Raw genomic sequence first — 20631 nt, forward strand, 5'->3', positions numbered from 1 at the left:
CAAGGAATACCCCATGAGCGCAGTTGCAGAAAACCTCCAGAGCCTTGATTCCAGCGAGCCGCCGGTGCCACTGGTGTTCACCGACAGCGCCGCGAGCAAGGTCAAGGAGCTGGTCGACGAAGAGGGCAACCCCGAGCTGAAGCTGCGGGTCTTCGTGCAGGGCGGTGGTTGCTCCGGCTTCCAGTACGGCTTCACCTTCGATGAAATCGTCAACGACGACGACACGCAGATGAGCAAGAACGGCGTCACGCTGCTGATCGACGCGATGAGCCTGCAGTACCTGGCCGGTGCCGAGATCGACTACAAGGACGACCTCGAAGGCGCGCAGTTCGTGATCAAGAATCCGAACGCGACGACGACCTGCGGTTGCGGGTCCAGCTTCTCGGTCTGATTCGCTTGCTGTCCCCGCAAGGCCGCTTTCGAGCGGCCTTCGTCATTCTGGAGCGGCCTGTCGGCCGGCGAGCTAGGCCGGATAGAGAGCGCCCAGCACACGCGGACCGCGCGCGCCGGTGACCGACACCAGGTTGCCCGGCTCGCGCCGCACATGCGCCCGGGCCAGCCAGGCAAACGCGGCCGCTTCGACCTCGCTGGCCGGCAGGCCGCGCTCATCGCTGCGGACCACCCGGCGGCGCGGCAGCAGCGCGGCCAGGCGGCCCATCAACAGGTCGTTGAAGGCGCCGCCGCCGCACACCACCACCTCCGGCGCCGTGGCCGCGTGGCGGTCGACCGCGTCGGCGCAGGCCTGGGCCGTCAGCTCGCACAGCGTGGCCTGCACGTCCTCCGGCCGCAGCGCATGGCCGACGCGCGACAGCTGGTCGTCCAGCCATTCCGGATTGAACAGGTCGCGGCCGGTGCTCTTCGGCGGTGTCAGCGTGAAATAGGGGTCGGCGTGCAGCTGCGTCAGCAGGCCCGCCTCGACGCGGCCCGAGGCGCCCCAGGCGCCGCCGGCATCGAACGGATGGTGGCAATGGCGCTGGCACCAGTGGTCCATCAGCGCGTTGCCGGGCCCGCAGTCGAAGCCGATCGTCTGCCCGCCGTGCGCGGACCAGGCCGTCAGGTTGCTGATGCCGCCGATGTTGAGCACCGCGCCGGCGCGGTCGACCTGGCCGAACACCGCGCGATGGAAGGCCGGCACCAGCGGCGCGCCTTGCCCGCCGGCCGCGATGTCGCGGCTGCGGAAATCCGCGACCACGTCGATGCCCGCCAGTTCGGCCAGCGCGGCCGGCGCATTCACCTGCACGGTGTACGGCAGTTCGTCGCCCGGCCGGTGCCGCACGGTCTGCCCGTGTGCGCCGATGGCCCGGATGTCCGACGCGGCCAGGCCGGCCTGCGCCAGCAGCAGGCTGACGACGCCGCCATAGACCTGCACCAGCGCATGCCCGGCCTGCGCCGCGCGGTTCAGTTCATCGTTGCCGCTGCGCTGCAGCGCCATGAAGGCCTCGCGGACGTGCGCGGCGAACGGCAGGTGGGCATGTGCCAGCACCGACATGCGCGCGGCACTGAAATCGGCGATCACGCCGTCCACGCCATCCAGCGAGGTGCCGGACATCAGGCCGATGTAGCGTTCCGCGGTGTCGTGTGGTGCCATCGCGCGATGGTAGCCGCGCGGCGCAGCCTTGCCGGGCCCGCCGGGTTTACTCGGCGTCGCCGGTGTAGTTCGCGAGCGATCCGGCGCTCTTCAGCTGCTCGCGCCAGGTGCCGGTGACCTTCGACAGCTCCTGCTGCGCCGATGCGGTCAGCACGATCGCTTCGGAGGTCTTCGCGACCACCAGCGGATCCTGCTGCTGGCCCTTCACCTTGAATTCGAAATGCAGGTGCGGCCCGGTTGCCCAGCCGGTCATGCCGACGTTGGCGATGTGCATGCCTTGCTCGACGCGCTGGCCGACCCGTACGTCGATGCGGCTCAGGTGGGCATAGACCGTCTCGCGGTCGTTGCTGTGGCGCAGCTTGACGACGTTGCCGTAGCCGTTCTGCCAGCCGGCGAACTCGACCACGCCGTCGCCGACGCTGCGCACCGAGGTGCCGGTGGGTGCGCCGTAGTCCACACCGAGGTGGGCGCGCCAGTTCTGCAGGATCGGGTGGAAGCGCATCGAGAAGCCGGAGGTCACGCGCGAGAACTCCAGCGGGCTCGCGAGGAACGCGCGGCGCTTGCTCTGGCCGTCGAAGCCGAAGTAGCCGCCCTTGCCGGACGGATCCTTGAACCACACGGCCGAGTAGCTGCGGCCGTTGTTGACGAACTCGGCGGCCAGCACGCGGCCGGCGGCCTGGTTCCAGGTGATCACCTCGCCGTCGGCGGTCAGCGCTTCGTAGACGACGCTGAAGGTGTCGTTCTTGCGCAGCTCGCGGCGGAAGTCGATGTCGGTCGAGAAGATCTCGGCGACCTGCACCGCCACCGGGTCGGGGATGCGCGACTCGTCGGTGGCCGCGAACAGCGAGCTGTGGATCGTGCCGCTGCCCAGCCGCACCTGGGCGGCCAGCGGTGCCAGCTCGACCTTGGCCTCGAAGCGGCCGTCGACGCGTTTCACGCTGAGGCGCGAGAAATGGGTCGACCACTGCGTCGGATCGGCCGCCGGGAAGCGCGCGACCAGCTCCTCGAGCTGGCCCGATTCGTCGCTGCGCACCTGCACCATCTTGCCGGCGCGGCCTTCGAGCAGCAGGCGGGCGGTCTTGTCGGTGCGCAGGAAGGTGGCGGCCGCGACATCGGTCACGTTCACACGGCGCAGCAGGCTGTCGGCGGTGTCGGCGTTGCGGGTCAGGTCGCTGCGGTAGAGCGACACCTCGTGGCTGGCCAGCACCTCGAGCTGCGATCCGACGTCTTCCGGGGTGACGCTTTCCGTCACCACGCGGCGCGGCAGGTCGGATGCATCGGGCGCCATCGGCGCGATGGCGAAGGCGGTGACGCCGGCGCCCATCAGCAACGCGACCACCGTGCCGGCGAGCGTGCGCGGATGGCGGTGGACGAAGCGGTGGGTGCGGGAGCCGGCCGAGGCCAGCGCTTGATCGAGAGAATCCAACGAGTTCACTGCTGTGAAGGGCGGTGAAGCCCTGTCTGCAAGCACACCGCCATCGGACGCCGCGCTCTGGTCTGTCTTGCTGCCTGCAGGCGTCCACTAGAATCGCGGACGCTTTGCGGGCCCCTGTGTTGGCGGGGCCGGCACCTCGGAAGCGGCGCAGTATAGCCACCGACTTCCGCGCCAATGTTTCCGGCGCAATTCCCGGAATAACCCCACAAGATCGTTCTGCAACCGGCCTCGAAAACCATGTCCGCCCAGCCGCCCTTTCCGATCACCGACCGCACGCGCGAGGCGCTGGCGGTGTCATTGCGGGGCTGTGACGAGCTGTTACCCGAGGCCGAATGGCTGAACAAGCTCGCACGCTCTGAAGCAACCGGCGTGCCACTGCGAATCAAGCTCGGCCTCGACCCGACCGCGCCCGACATCCACATCGGCCACACGGTGGTGCTGAACAAGATGCGCCAGCTGCAGGACCTGGGGCACACGGTGATCTTCCTGATCGGCGACTTCACGTCGATGATCGGCGACCCGTCCGGCCGCAACAGCACCCGCCCGCCGCTGACACGCGAGCAGATCGAGGCCAACGCGCAGACCTACTACCGCCAGGCGGCATTGGTGCTCGACGAGAGCCGCACCGAGATCCGCTACAACTCCGAGTGGAGCGATCCGCTGGGGGCGCGCGGCATGATCCAGCTCGCGTCGCGCTACACGGTGGCCCGCATGATGGAGCGCGACGACTTCACGAAGCGTTTCAAGGCCGGCACGCCGATCAGCGTGCACGAGTTCCTGTACCCGTTGATGCAAGGCTACGACTCGGTGGCGCTGAAGAGCGATCTCGAGCTCGGCGGCACCGACCAGAAGTTCAACCTGCTGGTGGGCCGCGCGCTGCAGAGCGAGTACGGCCAGGAGCCGCAGTGCATCCTGACGATGCCGCTGCTCGAGGGGCTGGATGGCGTCGACAAGATGTCGAAGAGCAAGAACAACTACATCGGCATCACCGACGCGCCGAACGACATGTTCGCGAAGATCCTGTCGATCAGCGACACGATGATGTGGAAGTACTTCACGCTGCTGAGCTTCCGCCCCGAGGCAGAGATCGCGGCGCTGAAGGCCGAGGTCGACGGTGGGCGCAACCCGAAGGACGCGAAGGTGCTGCTCGCCAAGGAGATCACCACGCGTTTCCACAGCGCGGCGGCGGCCGACGCGGCCGAGGCCGACTTCAACAACCGCGCGAAGGGTGGCATCCCCGACGTGATCGACGAGGTCGCGCTGTCCGGCGCGCCGCTGGGCATCGCCGCGCTGCTGAAGCAGGCCGGCCTCGCGCCGTCCACCAGCGAAGCGGGCCGGCTGGTCGATGGCGGCGGTGTGCGCGTCGATGGCGACCCGGTCAGCGACAAGGGCCTGAAGCTGGCGGCCGGCACCTACGTCGTGCAGGTCGGCAAGCGCAAGTTCGCGCGGGTCACGCTGGGTTGATCGCGGTGCGGCGGCGGATCGTCCTCGTCGGCCTGCTGGCGGGTGCGCTCGCCTGCGTGGGGCAGGTCGCGCGGGCTGCGCCGAGCGAGGCCGAACGGGCGCGCATCGAGCGGCTGATCGCGTTCGTGGGCGGCCAGACCGGCCTGAAGTTCGTCCGCAACGGCAGCGCCTATTCGCCGGCCGACGCAGCCCGCTTCCTGCGCGGCAAGTTCGACAAGATGGGCGAGCACGTCAACACCGCGCAGCAGTTCATCGACGAGATCGGCAGCCGCTCCAGCACGACCGGCCAGGCCTACCAGATCCGTTTCGCCGACGGCCGCAGCATGACCGCGGCGCAGTTCCTCGGCGACGAACTGAAGCGCATGGACCGCTGATGAGTGCGCCGATGGGAGTCGAGGCCCTGCTGCGCCTGTCGGTGGTCGCGGCGCTCGCGACCATCGGGCTGAAGACCTGGGCCTGGGGCGTCACCGGCTCGGTCGGGCTGCTGTCCGATGCGATGGAGTCGCTGGTCAACCTGGCGTCTGCGCTGTTCGCGCTGCTGATGGTGGCCATCGCGCGCCGGCCGGCCGATGAAGACCATCCGTCGGGCCACACCAAGGCGGAGTATTTCTCGAGCGGCTTCGAAGGCATGCTGATCGCCGCGGCCGCAGTGAGCATCATCTGGGCCGCGGTGCTGCGTTTCGCGCACCCGCAGCCGCTCGAATCGCTGGGCTGGGGCGTGACGCTGTCGGTCGCCAGTTCGGCGATCAACGGCCTGCTGGCGTGGCGGATGATGGCCGGCGCGCGGCAGCACCGCTCGATCGTGCTCGAAGCCGATGCGCGCCACCTGATGACCGACGTGTGGACCTCCGTCGGGGTCGTCGCCGGCCTGCTGCTGGTGCCGCTGACCGGCTGGCTGTGGCTCGATCCGCTGCTCGCGATCGGCGTTGCGCTGAACATCCTGCGCGAGGGCGGGCAGCTTGCATGGCGCTCGGTCGAAGGGCTGATGGACAGCGCGGTCGAGCCCGAGATCCGCGCGCAGATCGACGCCACGCTCGCGCGCTTCGACCACGCGTCGATCCGCTTCGATCACGTCGTCACGCGGCGCGCCGGGCAGCGGCGCTTCATCGACCTGCACATGCATGTGCCGGCCGACTGGACGCTCGGCCGGGCGGCCGCGCTGCGCGCCGACGTCGAGCAAGCGCTGATGCAGGACGTGCCGGGCCTGCGGGCGTCGATCCAGCTGCTGCCGACCCATGTCGAGGCGCAGTCCACGCAGGCGAGCGCGCCATGATCTCGATCACGCAGCGGGTGTCGCAGGCGCGTGTCGAGGTGGGTGGGCAGGTCGTCGGCGCGATCGACGCCGGCCTGCTGGTGCTGGTCTGTGCCGAACCGCAGGACACGCCGGCGATCGCCGACAAGCTGGTCGCGAAGCTGCTGAAGCTGCGCATCTTCAGCGACGAGCAGGGCAAGATGAACCGCAGCGTCGCCGACATCGGCGGCGGGCTGCTGATCGTCAGCCAGTTCACGCTGGCGGCCGAAACCTCTGGTGGAAACCGGCCGAGCTTCACGGCCGCCGCGCCGCCGGCGCTGGGCCGCGAGCTCTACGAGCGCGTGCTCGCCAGCGCGAGGTCGCAGCACCCGAACGTCGCCAGCGGCGAGTTCGGGGCCGACATGAAGGTGCATCTGGTCAACGACGGCCCCGTGACCATCCCGATCACGCTGCGAAGCTGAAGTCCGCGCAACGCGCTGGCTTCGACAAGCTCAGCCCGGCCCTTCGACAAGCTCAGGTCCTTCGACGGGCTCAGGATGATCGGGCCCTTCGACAAGCTCAGGTCCTTCGACTGGCTCAGGATGATCGGGCCCTTCGACAAGCTCAGGGCGAACGGGACGCGTGCGAGCGTGGCGAAGCACCCTCAAGCAACTCCCGCGGAACCGGCTTTGCCGGGCCGCTGGGAGGCGCCCCTTGGGGGCAGGAGCGAAGCGACAGGGGGGCCAACAATCAGTCTGCGTATTGACCGGCAGCCTTGATGATCGGGCCCCACTTGTTGATCTCGGCCTCGACGAACTTCTTGTGCTCCGGGCCGTTGACGCGCGCGTCGGTCATCACGACCGCGCCCAGGCCTTCTTCGCGCTTGATGAAATCCGGGTCCTTCAACGCGACCTTCAGCGCCGCGTTGATCTTGTCGGTGACGGCCTTCGGCGTGCCCTTCGGCGCGTACAGCGCATGCCAGATGCTGACGTTGAAGCCCTTCAGCCCCGATTCGTCGAGCGTCGGCAGCTTGGCCAGCGCCGGCGTGGTCAGGCGCTTCGTGCTGGTGACCGCGAAGGCCTTGATCTTGCCGCCGGCGATCTGGCTGGTGGTGTTGGTCGTCTGGTCGCACATCAGGTCGACCTGGCCGCCCAGCAGGTCCGTCATCGCCGGGCCGGTGCCCTTGTACGGCACGGTCGTCATCTCGACCTTGGTGGTGCTCATGAACAACAGCCCGCACAGGTGCGAGGCCGATCCGAGGCCGGCGTTCGCGAGGTTCACCTTGCCCTTGTTGGCATCGAGCCACTTGGTCAGCTCGGCGTAGTTCGTGGCCGGCAGCGACGGCTTGCCGATCAGCGTCATCGGCACCTCGTTGATCATGCCGAGGTACTCGAAGTCCTCCAGCGTCTTGTACTGCATGTTGCGGTACAGCGCGGGCGAGGTGCTCATGCCGATGTGGTGCAGCAGCAGCGTGTAGCCGTCGTTCGACGCCTTCGCGACCTTGGTCGCGCCCAGCGTGCCGCCGGCACCGCCGACGTTGTCGATGATGATGGCCTGGCCGCCCAGCGGCTTGCGCAGCGCCTCGGCCAGGTCGCGCGCGACCTTGTCGGTCGGCCCGCCGGCGGAGAACGGGACGACGATGGTCACCGGCTTCTCGGGGTACTCGGCCAGGGCCGCGGTCGCCGTCAGCATCGCGGCGCCGGCCAGCAGGAGTTTCTTCATGGTCGTGTTCCTTTCGAGCAAGCGTGTCGGAGAGTCGGAAGCCCCGAGCTTAAGGAGGCGCCGAGGCACTGCCATGGCGGAAACTACGTAACCCGAGGGCCTCGCAAGGCCATTGGCGATGTGCGGTGGTGCAAGGCCGAGCGCCGGGCCGCCCCAAGCCGGACGGCATCCCCTCGGGGGATCGGCGAAAGTACTCTTTCGCCGGGGGGCTCCATTTCACAGCAGGTGGTCGGCCAGCACCCGGGCGACGTGCAAGGCCTCGCGCTGCGCGCCGTCGGCGATCTGGTGCCTGCAGCTGGTGCCGTCGGCGACGATGATCGCGTCGGGCGCCTCGCGCACCGCCGGCAGCAGGCTGAGCTCGGCCATCTGCATCGACACCTCGTGGTGGCTTGACTCGTAGCCGAAGCTGCCGGCCATGCCGCAGCACGAGCTGTCGATCAGCGTGGGCTGCGCGCCGGGGACCAGCTTCAGCACCTCGAGCACCGGCTGGATCGCGCCGAACGCCTTCTGGTGGCAGTGGCCGTGCACCCGCATCGCCTGCGCCGCCGGCTTGAAGCGCGGCGCGAAGCGGCCCGCCTTCGCTTCGCGCGCGAGGAACTCCTCGAGCAGCAGCGCCTGGCCGGCCAGCACCTGCGCGTCGTCGCCCAGGCCCATCACCAGCATCTCGTCGCGCATCGTCAGCAGGCACGACGGCTCCAGCCCGACGATCGCGATGCCGCGTTGCGCGAACGGCAGCAGCGTCGCCAGCAGTTCGCGCGCCTTCGCCTTGGCCTGCTCCGGCATGCCGGCGGCCAGGTAGGTGCGGCCGCAGCACAGCGCGGCACCGGGGCGGCTCGCGGCATGCACCGTGTAGCCGGCGGCCTGCAGCACGCGCACCGCGGCGCTCGCGTTCTCGCTCTCGAAGCTGCCGTTGAAGGTGTCGACGAACAGCACGACCGGCTTGTCGGCCTTCAGCACCTCGGCGCGCGTGGCCAGGCCGAGGTGCGGCGCGACGCGCCGGAAGGTGTCGCGCCGGAAGCGCGGCAGGCTGCGTTTCGCCGACAGCCCGAGCCAGCGCTCGGCCAGGCCCTTCGCGCCGGGCAGCGTCTCGCGCAGGTTGAACAGCCACGGCGCGGCGCTCGCGAGCCGCGCATAGGCCGGCAGGTGCGCGACCAGCCGGTCCTTCAGCGTGTGGCCGTGCCGCGCCTTGTCGTGCGCGGTGAACTCGAGCTTCATCTTCGCCATGTCGATGCCGGTCGGGCAGTCGCGCTTGCAGCCCTTGCAGCCGACGCACAGGTCCATCGCGTCGCGCACCGCGTCGCTGGTGAAGCCCTGCTCGCCGAGCTGGTTCGACAGCGCGAGCCGCAGCGTGTTCGCGCGGCCTCGCGTCAGGTGCTGTTCGTCGCGGGTGACGCGGTAGCTCGGGCACATCGTGCCGGCGTCGAACTTGCGGCAGTGCCCGTTGTTGTTGCACATCTCGACGGCCTTCGCGAAGCCGCCGGATGCATCGCCGCCGGTGCCGGGTGCGGTCGTGGTCTCGGTCGCCGGATCGTTCTGCACGTTCCAGGCCGACCAGTCGAACACCGGCTTCAACGCGATCGTCTTGTAGCCCGGCGCATAGCGGAACAGGCTCGCATCGTCCATCTTCGGCGGGTCGATGATCTTGCCCGGGTTCATCAGGTTGATCGGGTCGAGGTGCTGCTTGATCGCCCGGAAGGCCTCGTTGAGGCGGGGTCCGAACTGCCACGCGATCCACTCGCCGCGGCACAGCCCGTCGCCGTGCTCGCCGCTGTAGGCGCCCTTGAACTTGCGCACCAGCTCGCTCGCCTCGTTGGCGATCGAGCGCATCTTGTGCGCGCCGCCGCCCGGGCCGGCCTGGCGCATGTCGAGGATCGGCCGCACGTGCAGCGTACCGACCGACGCATGCGCGTACCAGGTGCCCTTGCTGCCGTGGCGGCGGAACACCTCGGTGAGTGCGTCGGTGTACTCGGCCAGGTGCTCCAGAGGCACCGCGCAGTCCTCGATGAAGCTGACCGGCTTGCCGTCGCCCTTCAGGCTCATCATGATGTTCAGCCCGGCCTTGCGCACCTCCCACAAGGCCTTCTGCGGCGCGTCGTCGCGCATCTCGACCACGCTGCCCGGCAGCTTCAGCTCGCCCATCAGCTCGACCAGCTGCTTCAGCTGCGCGAGCAGCACCGCCTTGTCGTCGCCGCTGAACTCCACCAGCAGGATCGCCTGCGGCTCGCCGATCAGCGCCGCGTCGATGGTCGGGCGGAAGGCCGGGTTCGCGCGCGACAGCTCGATCATCGTGCGGTCGACCAGCTCGACCGCGCTCGGGCCGAGCTTCACGATGTGCTGCGCCGAATCCATCGCCGCATGGAAGCTCGGGTAGTTGACGACGCCGAGCACCTTGTGGCCCGGCAGCGGCGCGAGCTTCAGCGTCAGCGTGCGCGTGAAGCCGAGCGTGCCCTCGGCGCCGATCAGCAGGTGCGCCAGGTTGACGCTGCCGTCGGTGGTGTACGGCCGCTCGCTCTGCGGCCGGAAGATGTCGAGGTTGTAGCCGCCGACGCGGCGCATCACCCTCGGCCAGCGCAACTCGATCTCGTCGCGCTGCGAGGCCGCGAGGTCGCGGACGAAATCGGCGATCGCGGTTTCGCGCGCGCCGAGCTGGTCGACGCGGCCGAACTTCACGGTGGTGCCGTTGCTCAGCCAGGCCTCGGCGGCATGCACGTTGTGCACCATGTTGCCGTAGGCGATGCTGCGCGAGCCGCAGGAGTTGTTGCCGGCCATGCCGCCCAGCGTGGCCTGCGCGCTGGTCGACACGTCGACCGGGTACCACAGGCCGTGCGGCTTCAGGTACGCGTTCAGGTGGTCGAGCACGATGCCGGGTTCGACCTGCACCGTCATCGCATCGCGGTCGAACGCGAGGACCCTGCGGTAGTGCTTGCTGGTGTCGATCACCAGCGCCGCGCCGGTGGTCTGGCCGCACTGCGAGGTGCCGCCGCCACGCGGCAGCAGCGGGATCTTCAGGTCGCGCGCGACGTCGATCGCGGTGGCAATGTCTTGCGCGGTGCGCGGCACGAAGACGCCCACCGGCATGATCTGGTAGATCGACGCATCGGTCGCATAGCGGCCGCGCGATGCGATGTCGAACAGCGTCTGGCCCTGTGTGTGAGCGGACAGGCGTTTCGCCAGTTCGGCGGCCTCAGGCGTGCCGAACGCGCGCAGCGAGCGCCCGGCCTCTCTGGCGACACCGGCATCGATCAAGGCAGTCATGCAGACACCTTCGGTGAAGCATCCAACTCGCCGTGCTTCATCAGGTCGAGCACCACGTCGCGCTTGTTCAGCAGGTGCTGCACCAGCAGCTGGCGAAGCCCGTCGCCATCGCGTGCCGACAGCAGCTCGATCATGCGCTCGTGCTCGCTCATCGCGCGCGCCCACTTGGCCTCGTCGCAGTTCGAGCGGAAGCGCAGCGCCTGCAGCCGCGCGTTCACCGTGCCGTAGGTCTGCGTCAGCACCGGGTTGCGCGCCGCGGCGTTGATGTGCCGGTGGATGGTCGCGTTGATGCTGTAGTAGGTCGGCAGGTCGCGCCGGGTGTAGGCGGCCAGCATCTCGAAGTGCAGCGCGCGGATCTCGGCCAGCTCGGCGTCGGTGATGCGCTGCGCCGCCAGCTCGCCCGACAGCCCTTCGAGCCCGGCGATCACCTCGAAGGTGTCGGCGATGTCTTGCGCCGACAACTCCATCGCGACGGCGCCGCGGTTCGGCAGCAGCTCCACCAGGCCTTCGGCGGCCAGCATCTTGATCGCCTCGCGCAGCGGCGTGCGCGACACCTTCAGCTCCTCGCACAGCGCCCGCTCGTTGAGCTTGCTGCCGGGCGGGATGTGGTTCTCGACGATCAGCTGGCGCAGCCGCGTGCACACCTGCTGGTGCAGCACCTGGCGGGGGATGGAAATGATGTCGGCCATGACGGACTTTCTGGATTTGTATTCATTTTTTGAGCAGGTCGCTTGTGATCATACGGATGCCGTGGCAAATCACAACGATTGACAAATGAATTTTGTATGCAAAACTCAGGCGCATTCGGACCTCGTCAGGAGTCGTCATGATCGCGCTAGACCAGCATCCCAGCGGCCGTCATTTCCTGCAGATCCCCGGGCCCAGCCCGGTGCCGGATCGCATCCTGCGGGCGATGAGCCTGCCCACCATCGACCACCGCGGGCCGGAGTTCGGCGTGCTGGGGTTGAAGGTGCTGTCCGGCATCCAGCAGGTGTTCCGCACCCGCCACCCGGTCGTGATCTATCCGGCCTCCGGCACCGGCGCGTGGGAGGCGGCGCTGGCCAACGTGCTGAGCCCCGGCGACGCGGTGCTGATGTACGAGACCGGCCACTTCGCGAGCCTGTGGCAGAAGATGGCGCTGCGCCTCGGCCTGAAGCCGGAGTTCCTCGCGCTGCCCGGCACCGATGCGCAGACCGGCCTGCCGAACAGCTGGCGCCACGGCGTGCAGGCCGACCTGATCGAGCAGCGCCTGCGCGCCGACGCCGGCCACCAGATCAAGGCCGTCTGCGTGGTGCACAACGAAACCTCGACCGGCGTCACCTCCGACATCGCCGCGGTGCGCCGCGCGATCGATGCCGCGAAGCACCCGGCGCTGTTGCTGGTCGACACGATTTCGGGGCTGGCCAGTGCCGACTACCGGCATGACGAGTGGGGCGTCGACGTCACCGTCAGCGGCTCGCAGAAGGGCCTGATGCTGCCGCCGGGCATCAGCTTCAACGCGGTCTCGCCGAAGGCGATCGACGCGAGCAAGAAGGCGCAGCTGCCGAAGGCCTTCTGGGCCTGGGACGAGATCATCGAGATCAACAAGACCGGCTACTGGCCCTACACGCCGAACACCAACCTGCTGTACGGCCTGAGCGAGGCGCTCGACCTGCTGCTCGAGCAGGGGCTCGACAGCGTGTTCGCCCGCCACCAGCGCTGGGGCGAGGCGGTGCGCCGCGCGGTGCGGGCCTGGGGCCTGCCGATCCAGTGCGCCGACCCGGCGGTGTATTCGCCGGTGCTGACCGGCGTGATCACGCCCGACGGCGTCGACGCCGATGCGCTGCGCAAGCTGATCCACCAGCGCTTCGACCTGTCGCTCGGCACCGGCCTCGGCCGCGTCAAGGGCCGCATGTTCCGCATCGGCCACCTGGGCGACTGCAACGACCTGACGCTGATGGCGGCGCTGTCCGGCGTCGAGATGGGGCTGAAGCTGTCGGGCATCGTGACCGCCGGCAGCGGCGTGCAGGCGGCAATGGACTACTTCTCGGCCCATCCGCAGGCGCCGGTGCTGAAGGCGGCGGCTTGAGCCGCTGACCGCCAGGTTTTTGCGGTCCGTCGCTCAGCGGACCTGTTCTCCGGGGGGCGAGGCGACGGCGTTCGCAGGCTCCTCTCATGTTCGCCGTTCAAGACATTCAGGAGAGATCACCATGCAACGTCGTTCCCTATTGCAGGCCGCGGCCGGCACGGTCGCCAGCCTGGGCGCGCCCAGGCTGTTCGCGCAGGGACTGCCTTCGGGCCCGATCCGCATCATCGTCGGCTTCCCGCCCGGTGGCGGCACCGACGCGCTGGCCCGCGTGCTGGGCCAGAAGCTGGGCGTGATGTGGGGCCAGCAGGTGATCATCGAGAACAAGGCCGGCGTGGCCGGCGTGCTGGCGGCCGACTACGTGGCGCAGCAGCCGAGCGACGGCAGCACGCTGCTGATGGCCCACATCAACAGCCATGCGCTCGCGCCGAGCCTGCAGCCGAAGCTGAACTACAACGTCGAGCGCGATTTCGTGCCGATCATGCTGGTCGGCGTCACGCCGAACCTGCTGATTGCCGGCACGATGCAGCCGGCCGTCACGCTGAAAGACGTGGTCGCGCTGTGCAAGGCGAAGCCGGGGCAGATCAGCTTCGGGTCGGCCGGTTCGGGCTCGGCGCAGCACCTGGCGCTGGAGATGTTCAAGCTGAGCGCCAAGGTCGATGCGCTGCACATCCCGTACAAGGGCAGCGCGCCGGCGATCACCGACCTGATCGGCGGGCAGATCAACTACTGCTTCGAGACGATGACGGCGGCCACGCCGCATGTGAAGGGCGGCAAGGTGGTCGCGATCGCGCAGACGCGCACCAAGCGGGCGAAGGGTCACCCGACGGTGCCGACGATGGCCGAGTCGGGCTTTCCCGATTTCGAGGCCACGACCTGGTACGGCCTGGTCGGGCCGGGCAAGCTTCCGAAGGGCCTCGCGCAGAAGATCAACGAGGACGCCAACAAGGTGATGGCGATGCCCGACGTGCAGGAGCGGCTCGACAGCTATGGCGCCGAGGACGGCGGCGGGTCGTCGGAGAAATTCACCGCGTTCATCCACACCGAGATCGCGAAGTGGGCGAAGGTGGTCAAGGAAGGCCACGTCAAGGCAGATACCTGAGCCCCCCAGTCGCTTCGCTCCTGCCCCCAAGGGGCGCCACCCAGCGGCCCGGCAAAGCCGGTTCCGCGGGCGTTGCTTGATCAACTGCCTCAATCGTACTGGCGCGCGTCCTCGATCACGCGCCCGTCGTTCGGCAGGCTGCCCGGTGCGCACAGCTCGACCTCGCCGCGCAGCTTGGTCACGTCGCGGATCGCGTCGGCGATGCGGGCCGCGAGACCGTCGGCGGCTTGTGCCACCTCCACCCGCAGCGTCATCCGGTCGTTCGCCATCTCGCCGCTGACCACCAGCCGGGCCCGCGCAACCTCCGGAAAGCGCCTCGCCACCTCGGCCACCTGCGACGGGTGCACGAACATGCCGCGCACCTTGGCCGTCTGGTCCGCCCGGCCCATCCAGCCCTTGATCCGCGTGTTGGTGCGCCCGCTCGGGCAGCGGCCGGGCAGCACCGCCGACAGGTCGCCGGTGCCGAAGCGCACCAGCGGGTAGTCGGGGTTCAGCGTCGTGACGACCAGCTCGCCGACCTCGCCGTCGGGCACCGGGTCGCCGGTGCCGGGCCGCACGATCTCGACGATCACGCCTTCGTCGAGCACCAGCCCTTCGCGGGCCTCGGTCTCGTACGCGATCAGCCCCAGGTCCGCCGTCGCATAGCACTGGTAGCCCTCGATGCCGTGGCCGCGCAGCCAGTCGCGCAGCGCCGGCGGAAAGGCCTCGCCGCTGACCAGCGCGCGTTGCACCGGGCCGAGCGAGCCGCCGGCGTCGAGCGCCTTGTCGACCAGGATCTTCAGGAAGCTCGGCGTGCCGACGTAGCCGTGCGGCCGCAGCTCGCGCATCGCCTGCAGCTGCAGCTCGGTGTTGCCGACGCCGCCGGGGAACACGGTGCAGCCGAGCGCGAGCGCACCGCCTTCCATCATCGAGCCGGCCGGCGTCAGGTGGTAGCTGAAGCTGTTGTGCACCAGGTCGCCGGCGCGAAAGCCGGCCGCATGCAGCGCGCGGGCCACGCGCCAGGGGTCGGTGGCCTCGCCCTCCGGCTCGTAGATCGGGCCGGGCGACTGGAAGACCTTGCGCGCGCCGTTCGGGCGGCGCTGGCCGCGCCAGCCGATGGTCGAGAAGCCGCCGAAGACATCGGCGGCGACACCGCCCTCGCGCGCGGCCTGCTGGCGCGCCAGCAGTTCGCTCTTGCGCGTGACCGGCAGCGCCGCGAGCGCCGCGCGATCGGTGACGCTGCCGGCCGCGGCGCCGGCCGGCAGCGCGGCGAACGCCGGCGCATGGGCCTGCGCATGCGCCAGCAGCGCCGGCAGCGCGGCGAACAGCGCGCGCTCGCGCTCGGCCGGCGCGCGGGTTTCGAGCGCATCGAAAGGCGCGGCAAAAGGCGCACCCATCATTCGTCATCCGCCCAGCGGGCCAGGCGCTTGCGCAGCTCGTCGACCAGCTTGCGCACGTCGGCGCCGCTCTTCAGCACCTGCGTGTCCCATTCCGGCGTCGTGACCGGCCGGCGCGCGATGCGGGCGGTGATCGTCGCGGCATCGTTCGCGAGCTGCAGCACCGGCTTGCCCTTCCAGTCGAACCCCGCACCTCGCTCGGCCAGCGGCTTCAGCTCGCGCAGCTGGCGCTTCAGCGTGACCAGCGTCTCGTCAGGTTTGAACGCGGGCAGCGCAAAGAAATCGTCGGACATGCTCGTCTCTCCCTTCAGCTCAGCCAACGCTTGCGGCGCTTGTAGCTTTTCACGTCGCGGAAGCTCTTGCGCACCGCGTCGTCCTTCGCGCCGCCGGTGCCGAGGTAGAACTCCTTCACGTCCTCGTTGTCGGCCAGCGCCTGCGCCGCGCCGTCCATCACGACGCGGCCGTTCTCGAGGATGTAGCCGTGGTCGGCATAGCGCAGCGCCATCGCGGTGTTCTGCTCGGCCAGCAGGAAGGTCACGCGCTCGCGCTGGTTCAGGTCGCGCACGATCTCGAACACCTCTTCGACGATCTGCGGTGCGAGGCCCATCGACGGCTCGTCGAGCAGCACCATCTTCGGGTTCGCCATCAGCGCGCGGCCGATCGCGCACATCTGCTGCTCGCCGCCCGAGGTGTAGGCCGCCTGCGAGCCGCGCCGCGTCTTCAGCCGCGGGAAGTAGCCGTAGACCTTCTCCAGCGTCTGCGCGACCGCGGCCTTGCCATCGCGCCGGGTGTACGCGCCGGTCATCAGGTTCTCCTCGATCGTCAGGTGCGCGAAGCAATGCCGGCCTTCCATCACCTGCACCACGCCGCGGTTGACCATCTCGGCGGTGGACAGCGCCTCGATGCGGTCGCCGCGCAGTTCGATGCTGCCCTTGGTGACCGCGCCGCGCTCGCCCGCCAGCAGGTTGCTGACGGCGCGCAGCGTCGTCGTCTTGCCAGCGCCATTGCCGCCGAGCAGCGCGACGATGCCGCCTTCGGGCACCTGCAGCGAGACCCCTTTCAGCACCAGGATCACGTGGTGGTAGATCACCTCGATCCCGTTGACGTTGAGGAGTGTCGACCCCCGGTCCGTCGAGTACGCCAGACCACCCCCCGGGGGGGGCTCGCCCGCCTTCGGCCGGCCGTGCGGCGGGCTCGGCTTCGATCCAGGCTCGCTCACGATTGGCAATCCTCGGGCGTGCGGCGCGTCAGCTTCTTCTCTCCCGCGTACTTGTCCGCCGCCGCCTTCACCATCGGCTTCAGGATCTGCTCGTCGGCCTGGTACCAGTCGGACGAGAAGTTCCACTTGCTGCCGTCCCAGGTGTGCACCCGCGTCCAGCTGGTGCCCATGTGGTCCAGGCACGAGGTGCTGACCGGCCGCATCACGCCGGCGAAGCCGAGCGCATCGAGCTTCTTCTGGTCGAGCGCCAGGTTCTCCAGCCCCCAGCGCACCTGCTCGCCGGTCATCACCTTGCCGCGGCCGTAGCGTTCCTGTGCGCGCCGCACCGCCTCGACGCCGAGCATCTGGATGATGATGCCGCGGGTGTACAGCACCGAGCCGACCTCGTCCTTCGGGCCGGCGCCCTGGCCCTTGTCGTGCACGTACTTCAGGATGTCCTGGATCACCTTCGGCTGCTGGCCCGAGGTGTTCAGCGCCAGCGCGTTGTAGCCCTTGGCCGCATCGCCGACGTCCTTCACGTCCGGTTCGGCGCCGGCCCACCAGACGCCGTACATCTTCTCGCGCGGGTAGCCGGTGGCGATCGCCTCCTTCAGAGCGGTCGAGTTCATCACGCCCCAGCCCCACAGCAGCACGTAGTCGGGCCGCTGCTGGCGCACCTGCAGCCAGGCCGACTTCTGCTCGACGCCGGGGGCCGTCACCGGGATCTTCACCAGCTCGAAGCCGTGCGTCTTCGCGCGCTCTTCCAGCAGCGGCATCGGCTCCTTGCCGAACGGCGAGTCGTGGTAGACGAGCGCGATCTTCTTGCCCTTCAGCTTGTCGAGCCCGCCTTCCTTCTTGCCGATGTGCTGGATCAGGATGTCGGCCGCCGTCCAGTACGAGCCCATCAGCGGGAAGTTCCACTTGAACACGCCGCCGTCCTGCGAGGCCGCAAGGCCGTAGCCGAGCGTGATCAGCGGGATCTTGTCGGCCGGCACCTTGTCGGTCAGCGCGAAGGTGATGCCGGTGGCCTGCGGGTCGAACAGCGTCACGCCGGGACGGCCCTTCAGGCGTTCGTAGCATTCGACGCCGCGGTCGGTCGCGTAGCCGGTCTCGCATTCCTCGAACGTCAGCTTGACGCCGTTGATGCCGCCGTCGCGGGCATTGATCATCTTCAGGTAGTCCTGCTTGCCGTTGGCCCACGGCGTGCCGTTCGGCGCGTAGGCGCCGGTGCGGTAGACGAGCAGCGGGAAGAACTGCTCCCTGGCCTGGGCCAGCGCCGCCGGCGTGGCGAGCAGGCCGGCCCAACCCACCGCGGCGATCGCGGCAACCCGTGCGAACGACTTGAACTCCATGTCTGTCTCCGTTGTGGTGGTGTTGTCGAATGCAGTCTCAGTGCGGGAACGGCCACAGCCGCAGCTTCTCGCGCGCGGTGGACCACAGCCGTGCGAGCCCGTGCGGCTCGACGATCAGGAAGAACACGATCAGCGCGCCGAAGATCATCGACTCGAGATGCGACGCGAGCGCGGTCGACAGCGGCATGTCGAACCAGCGCGGCACCTGGTTCAGCAGCAGCGGCAGCAGGATGATGAAGGCCGCGCCGATGAAGCTGCCGCTGATCGAGCCGAGCCCGCCGATGATCACCATGAACAGCAGCTGGAACGAGCGGTCGATGTTGAAGGCGGCCGGCTCCCACGCGCCGAGGTGGACGAAGCCCCACAGCGCGCCGGCCACGCCGACGATGAACGAGCTGACCGCGAACGCGGTGAGCTTGGCGTACATCGGGCGGATGCCGATCACCGCGGCGGCGACGTCCATGTCGCGCATCGCCATCCATTCGCGGCCGATGCTCGCTCGCACCAGGTTCTTCGCGAGCAGCGCGAACACGCTGACGAAGGCCAGGCACAGCAGGTACTTCGACACCGGCGATTCGATCGGCAACCCGAACACGTCCAGGCCCGACACGCTGACCGAGCCGGACGACGAGTTGTTGGTGAACCAGGAGATGCGAAGGAAGGCCCAGTCGGTGAAGAACTGCGCCGCGAGCGTCGCGACCGCGAGGTACAGCCCCTTGATGCGCAGCGACGGGATGCCGAACAGCACGCCGACGCCGGTCGCGCACAGCCCGCCGAGCAGCAGCGACGCGATCAGCGGCATGCCGGGAATGCGCACCTGGAGGTTGTAGGCCGCATAGGCGCCGACCGCCATGAAGGCGCCGGTGCCGAGCGAGATCTGGCCGCAGTAGCCGACCAGGATGTTCAGCCCGAGGGCCGCCAGCGACAGGATCAGGAACGGGATCAGGATCGCGCGGAACAGGTACTCGGGCGCGGTGAGCGGCAGCACCACGAAGGCGACGGCCAGCAGCGCGAGCATCGCGACGCGGTCCTGCAGCACCGGGAAGAGCTGCTGGTCGGCGCGGTAGCTGGTCTTGAACTGGCCGTTTTCTCGGTACAGCATGGGTCAGACCCGATCAATGATCTTCTCGCCGAACAACCCCTGCGGCCGCACCAGCAGGAACACCAAGGCCAGCACATAGGCGAACCAGATCTCGATCCCGCCGCCGAGCATCGGCCCGAGGTAGATCTCCGACAGCTTCTCGCCGACGCCGATGATCAGCCCGCCGAGGATCGCGCCCGGGATCGACGTGAGCCCGCCGAGGATCACCACCGGCAGCGCCTTCAGTGCCACCAGCGACAGCGAGAACTGCACGCCGAGCTTGCTGCCCCAGATGATCCCGGCCACCAGCGCGACGATGCCGGCCACCGACCACACGATGACCCAGATGCGGTCGAGCGGGATGCCGATCGACTGCGCCGCCTGGTGGTCGTCGGCCACCGCGCGCAGTGCGCGGCCGGTGGCGGTCTTCTGGAAGAACAGCGCGAGCAGCGCGACCAGCGTCGCCGCGACCAGCGCGGCCACCAGGTCCTCCTGGCTGATCAGCACGCCGCCGTCGAACGTGCCCTGCAGCACCAGCAGCGGCTCCTTCGGCATGCCGACGTCGATCTTGTAGATGTCGTTGCCGAACAGCGTCTGGCCCAGCCCGTCGAGGAAGTACGCGATGCCCAGCGTGGCCATCAGCAGCGTGATGCCGTCCTGGTTCACGAGCCGCGACAGGCACAGCCGCTCGACCAGCCACGCGACCGCCACCATCAGGGCCGCGGCCGTCACGAAGCCCAGCAGGTTGGCCAGCAGCCGGCTCTCGAAGTGGAACCACAGCGGGTACCAGCCGGAGAAGCGCGCCATCGCCAGTGCGGCGAACAGCACCATCGCCCCCTGCGCGAAATTGAACACGCCCGAGGCCTTGTAGATCAGCACGAAGCCGAGCGCGATCAGCGCATACAGCATGCCGGCCATCAGGCCGCCGAACAGGGTTTCGAGGAAGAATCCCATCAGTGCTGAACCCCCAGGTAGGCGCGGATCACGTCGGGATTGCCGCGCACCTCGCCCGGCGTGCCGTCGCCGATCTTCTTGCCGTAGTCGAGCACCACCACGCGGTCGCTGATGTCCATCACCACCCCCATGTCGTGCTCGATCAGCACGATGGTGGTGCCGAACTCGTCGTTCACGTCGAGGATGAAGCGGCTCATGTCCTGCTTCTCCTCGACGTTCATGCCGGCCATCGGTTCGTCGAGCAACAGCACCTGCGGCTCCATCGCGAGCGCGCGGCCGAGGTCGACGCGCTTCTGCAGCCCGTACGGCATCTTGCCGACCGGCGTCTTGCGGTACGGCTGGATCTCGAGGAAATCGATGATGCGTTCGACCACCTGCCGGTGCGCGATCTCCTCGCGCTCGGCCGGCCCGAGGCGCAGCGCCTGCAGCAGCAGGTTGCTCTTCATGCGCAGGTTGCGGCCGGTCATGATGTTGTCGAGCACGCTCATGCCCTTGAACAGCGCCAGGTTCTGGAAGGTGCGCGCGACGCCCATCTCGGCCACCTGGCGCGAGTTCATGTGGCGGAAGGTGCGCCCGCGCAGCGCGATCGAGCCCTGCTGCGGCTGGTAGACGCCGTTGATGCAGTTCAGCATCGAGCTCTTGCCGGCGCCGTTCGGGCCGATGATGGCGCGGATCTCGTGCTCGCGCAGGTCGAAGCTGATGTCGGTCAGCGCCTTCACGCCGCCGAACGACAGGCTGATGTTCTGCACGTCGAGGATCACGTCGCCGATGGCCCGGGTCACGCTGGCATCCTTTCGTGGCGCCAGGC

Annotated in this window: 19 protein-coding genes; 7 read left to right on the forward strand and 12 right to left on the reverse strand. The window is 68.9% G+C overall.

Going from position 1 to position 20631, the window contains the following annotated elements; translation table 11 throughout:
* Positions 1-13 precede the first annotated feature (13 nt).
* The gene (gene erpA / locus FHT26_RS27860) at positions 14-391 is read left to right on the forward strand and encodes an iron-sulfur cluster insertion protein ErpA (protein ID WP_047506389.1); all 378 of its coding nucleotides are present in this window, start codon (positions 14-16) and stop codon (positions 389-391) included.
* Between the two features lie 72 nt (positions 392-463).
* Here the strand turns inward: erpA and FHT26_RS27865 are convergent, their stop codons facing one another.
* Positions 464-1588 (reverse strand): anhydro-N-acetylmuramic acid kinase, encoded by a 1125-nt coding sequence (locus FHT26_RS27865; protein WP_168563336.1) that lies wholly within the window; start codon positions 1586-1588, stop codon positions 464-466.
* A gap of 46 nt (positions 1589-1634) precedes the next feature.
* Positions 1635-3014 carry a M23 family metallopeptidase gene (locus tag FHT26_RS27870; RefSeq protein ID WP_246868133.1) on the reverse strand — a complete coding sequence of 460 codons (1380 nt, stop codon included), beginning with the start codon at positions 3012-3014 and terminating at the stop codon, positions 1635-1637.
* Positions 3015-3260: 246 nt separating this feature from the next.
* On the opposite strand from FHT26_RS27870, the gene tyrS reads away from it, so the two are divergent.
* The 4 genes from tyrS to dtd are packed head-to-tail and all read left to right on the forward strand — an operon-like array spanning position 3261 to position 6200.
* The gene (gene tyrS / locus FHT26_RS27875) at positions 3261-4487 is read left to right on the forward strand and encodes a tyrosine--tRNA ligase (protein WP_168563337.1); all 1227 of its coding nucleotides are present in this window, start codon (positions 3261-3263) and stop codon (positions 4485-4487) included.
* Positions 4488-4492: 5 nt separating this feature from the next.
* Positions 4493-4861, forward strand: coding sequence for a DUF5329 family protein (locus FHT26_RS27880; protein WP_168563338.1), 369 nt, complete (start codon positions 4493-4495; stop codon positions 4859-4861).
* An 11-nt stretch (positions 4862-4872) separates the two neighbouring features.
* A complete protein-coding gene (locus tag FHT26_RS27885; protein WP_168563339.1) occupies positions 4873-5760 on the forward strand; it encodes a cation diffusion facilitator family transporter in 888 nt (295 codons plus the stop codon).
* A complete protein-coding gene (gene dtd, locus FHT26_RS27890; RefSeq protein WP_168563340.1) occupies positions 5757-6200 on the forward strand; it encodes a D-aminoacyl-tRNA deacylase in 444 nt (147 codons plus the stop codon). The genes FHT26_RS27885 and dtd overlap by 4 nt, the downstream gene beginning before the upstream one ends.
* A gap of 268 nt (positions 6201-6468) precedes the next feature.
* Here the strand turns inward: dtd and FHT26_RS27895 are convergent, their stop codons facing one another.
* From FHT26_RS27895 to FHT26_RS27905, 3 genes are all read right to left on the reverse strand, one after another.
* Complete coding sequence (locus tag FHT26_RS27895) at positions 6469-7440, reverse strand: tripartite tricarboxylate transporter substrate-binding protein (RefSeq protein WP_168563341.1); 972 nt, start codon at positions 7438-7440, stop codon at positions 6469-6471.
* Positions 7441-7656: 216 nt separating this feature from the next.
* Entirely contained in the window at positions 7657-10695 is a 3039-nt protein-coding gene (locus tag FHT26_RS27900; RefSeq protein ID WP_168563342.1) for an FAD-binding and (Fe-S)-binding domain-containing protein, read from the reverse strand.
* Entirely contained in the window at positions 10692-11384 is a 693-nt protein-coding gene (locus FHT26_RS27905; RefSeq protein WP_168563343.1) for a GntR family transcriptional regulator, read from the reverse strand. Before FHT26_RS27905 ends, FHT26_RS27900 begins: the two co-directional genes overlap by 4 nt.
* A gap of 137 nt (positions 11385-11521) precedes the next feature.
* Between FHT26_RS27905 and FHT26_RS27910 the strand changes: the two genes are divergently transcribed.
* Together FHT26_RS27910 and FHT26_RS27915 are read left to right on the forward strand one after the other, a co-directional pair.
* Positions 11522-12763 carry a pyridoxal-phosphate-dependent aminotransferase family protein gene (locus FHT26_RS27910; protein WP_168563344.1) on the forward strand — a complete coding sequence of 414 codons (1242 nt, stop codon included), beginning with the start codon at positions 11522-11524 and terminating at the stop codon, positions 12761-12763.
* 121 nt (positions 12764-12884) lie between these two features.
* Positions 12885-13862, forward strand: a complete 978-nt coding sequence (locus tag FHT26_RS27915) for a Bug family tripartite tricarboxylate transporter substrate binding protein (protein WP_168563345.1) — start codon at positions 12885-12887, stop codon at positions 13860-13862.
* Between the two features lie 89 nt (positions 13863-13951).
* Here the strand turns inward: FHT26_RS27915 and FHT26_RS27920 are convergent, their stop codons facing one another.
* The 7 genes from FHT26_RS27920 to FHT26_RS27950 form a co-directional block, all read right to left on the reverse strand.
* A complete protein-coding gene (locus FHT26_RS27920; protein ID WP_168563346.1) occupies positions 13952-15238 on the reverse strand; it encodes a phenylacetate--CoA ligase family protein in 1287 nt (428 codons plus the stop codon).
* Positions 15238-15531, reverse strand: coding sequence for a hypothetical protein (locus FHT26_RS27925; RefSeq protein WP_168563347.1), 294 nt, complete (start codon positions 15529-15531; stop codon positions 15238-15240). The genes FHT26_RS27920 and FHT26_RS27925 overlap by 1 nt, the downstream gene beginning before the upstream one ends.
* Positions 15532-15545: 14 nt before the next feature.
* Positions 15546-16382 carry an ABC transporter ATP-binding protein gene (locus FHT26_RS27930; RefSeq protein WP_168563390.1) on the reverse strand — a complete coding sequence of 279 codons (837 nt, stop codon included), beginning with the start codon at positions 16380-16382 and terminating at the stop codon, positions 15546-15548.
* 71 nt (positions 16383-16453) lie between these two features.
* Positions 16454-17788, reverse strand: a complete 1335-nt coding sequence (locus FHT26_RS27935; protein WP_168563348.1) for an ABC transporter substrate-binding protein — start codon at positions 17786-17788, stop codon at positions 16454-16456.
* 37 nt (positions 17789-17825) lie between these two features.
* Positions 17826-18890 carry a branched-chain amino acid ABC transporter permease gene (locus FHT26_RS27940; RefSeq protein WP_168563349.1) on the reverse strand — a complete coding sequence of 355 codons (1065 nt, stop codon included), beginning with the start codon at positions 18888-18890 and terminating at the stop codon, positions 17826-17828.
* 3 nt (positions 18891-18893) lie between these two features.
* Positions 18894-19823, reverse strand: coding sequence for a branched-chain amino acid ABC transporter permease (locus tag FHT26_RS27945; RefSeq protein ID WP_168563350.1), 930 nt, complete (start codon positions 19821-19823; stop codon positions 18894-18896).
* The gene (locus FHT26_RS27950) at positions 19823-20605 is read right to left on the reverse strand and encodes an ATP-binding cassette domain-containing protein (RefSeq protein ID WP_168563351.1); all 783 of its coding nucleotides are present in this window, start codon (positions 20603-20605) and stop codon (positions 19823-19825) included. The genes FHT26_RS27945 and FHT26_RS27950 overlap by 1 nt, the downstream gene beginning before the upstream one ends.
* Positions 20606-20631: the final 26 nt, after the last annotated feature.

It is taken from the genome of Rhizobacter sp. SG703 (assembly GCF_012275445.1).
Taxonomy (GTDB): Bacteria; Pseudomonadota; Gammaproteobacteria; order Burkholderiales; family Burkholderiaceae_C; genus Rhizobacter.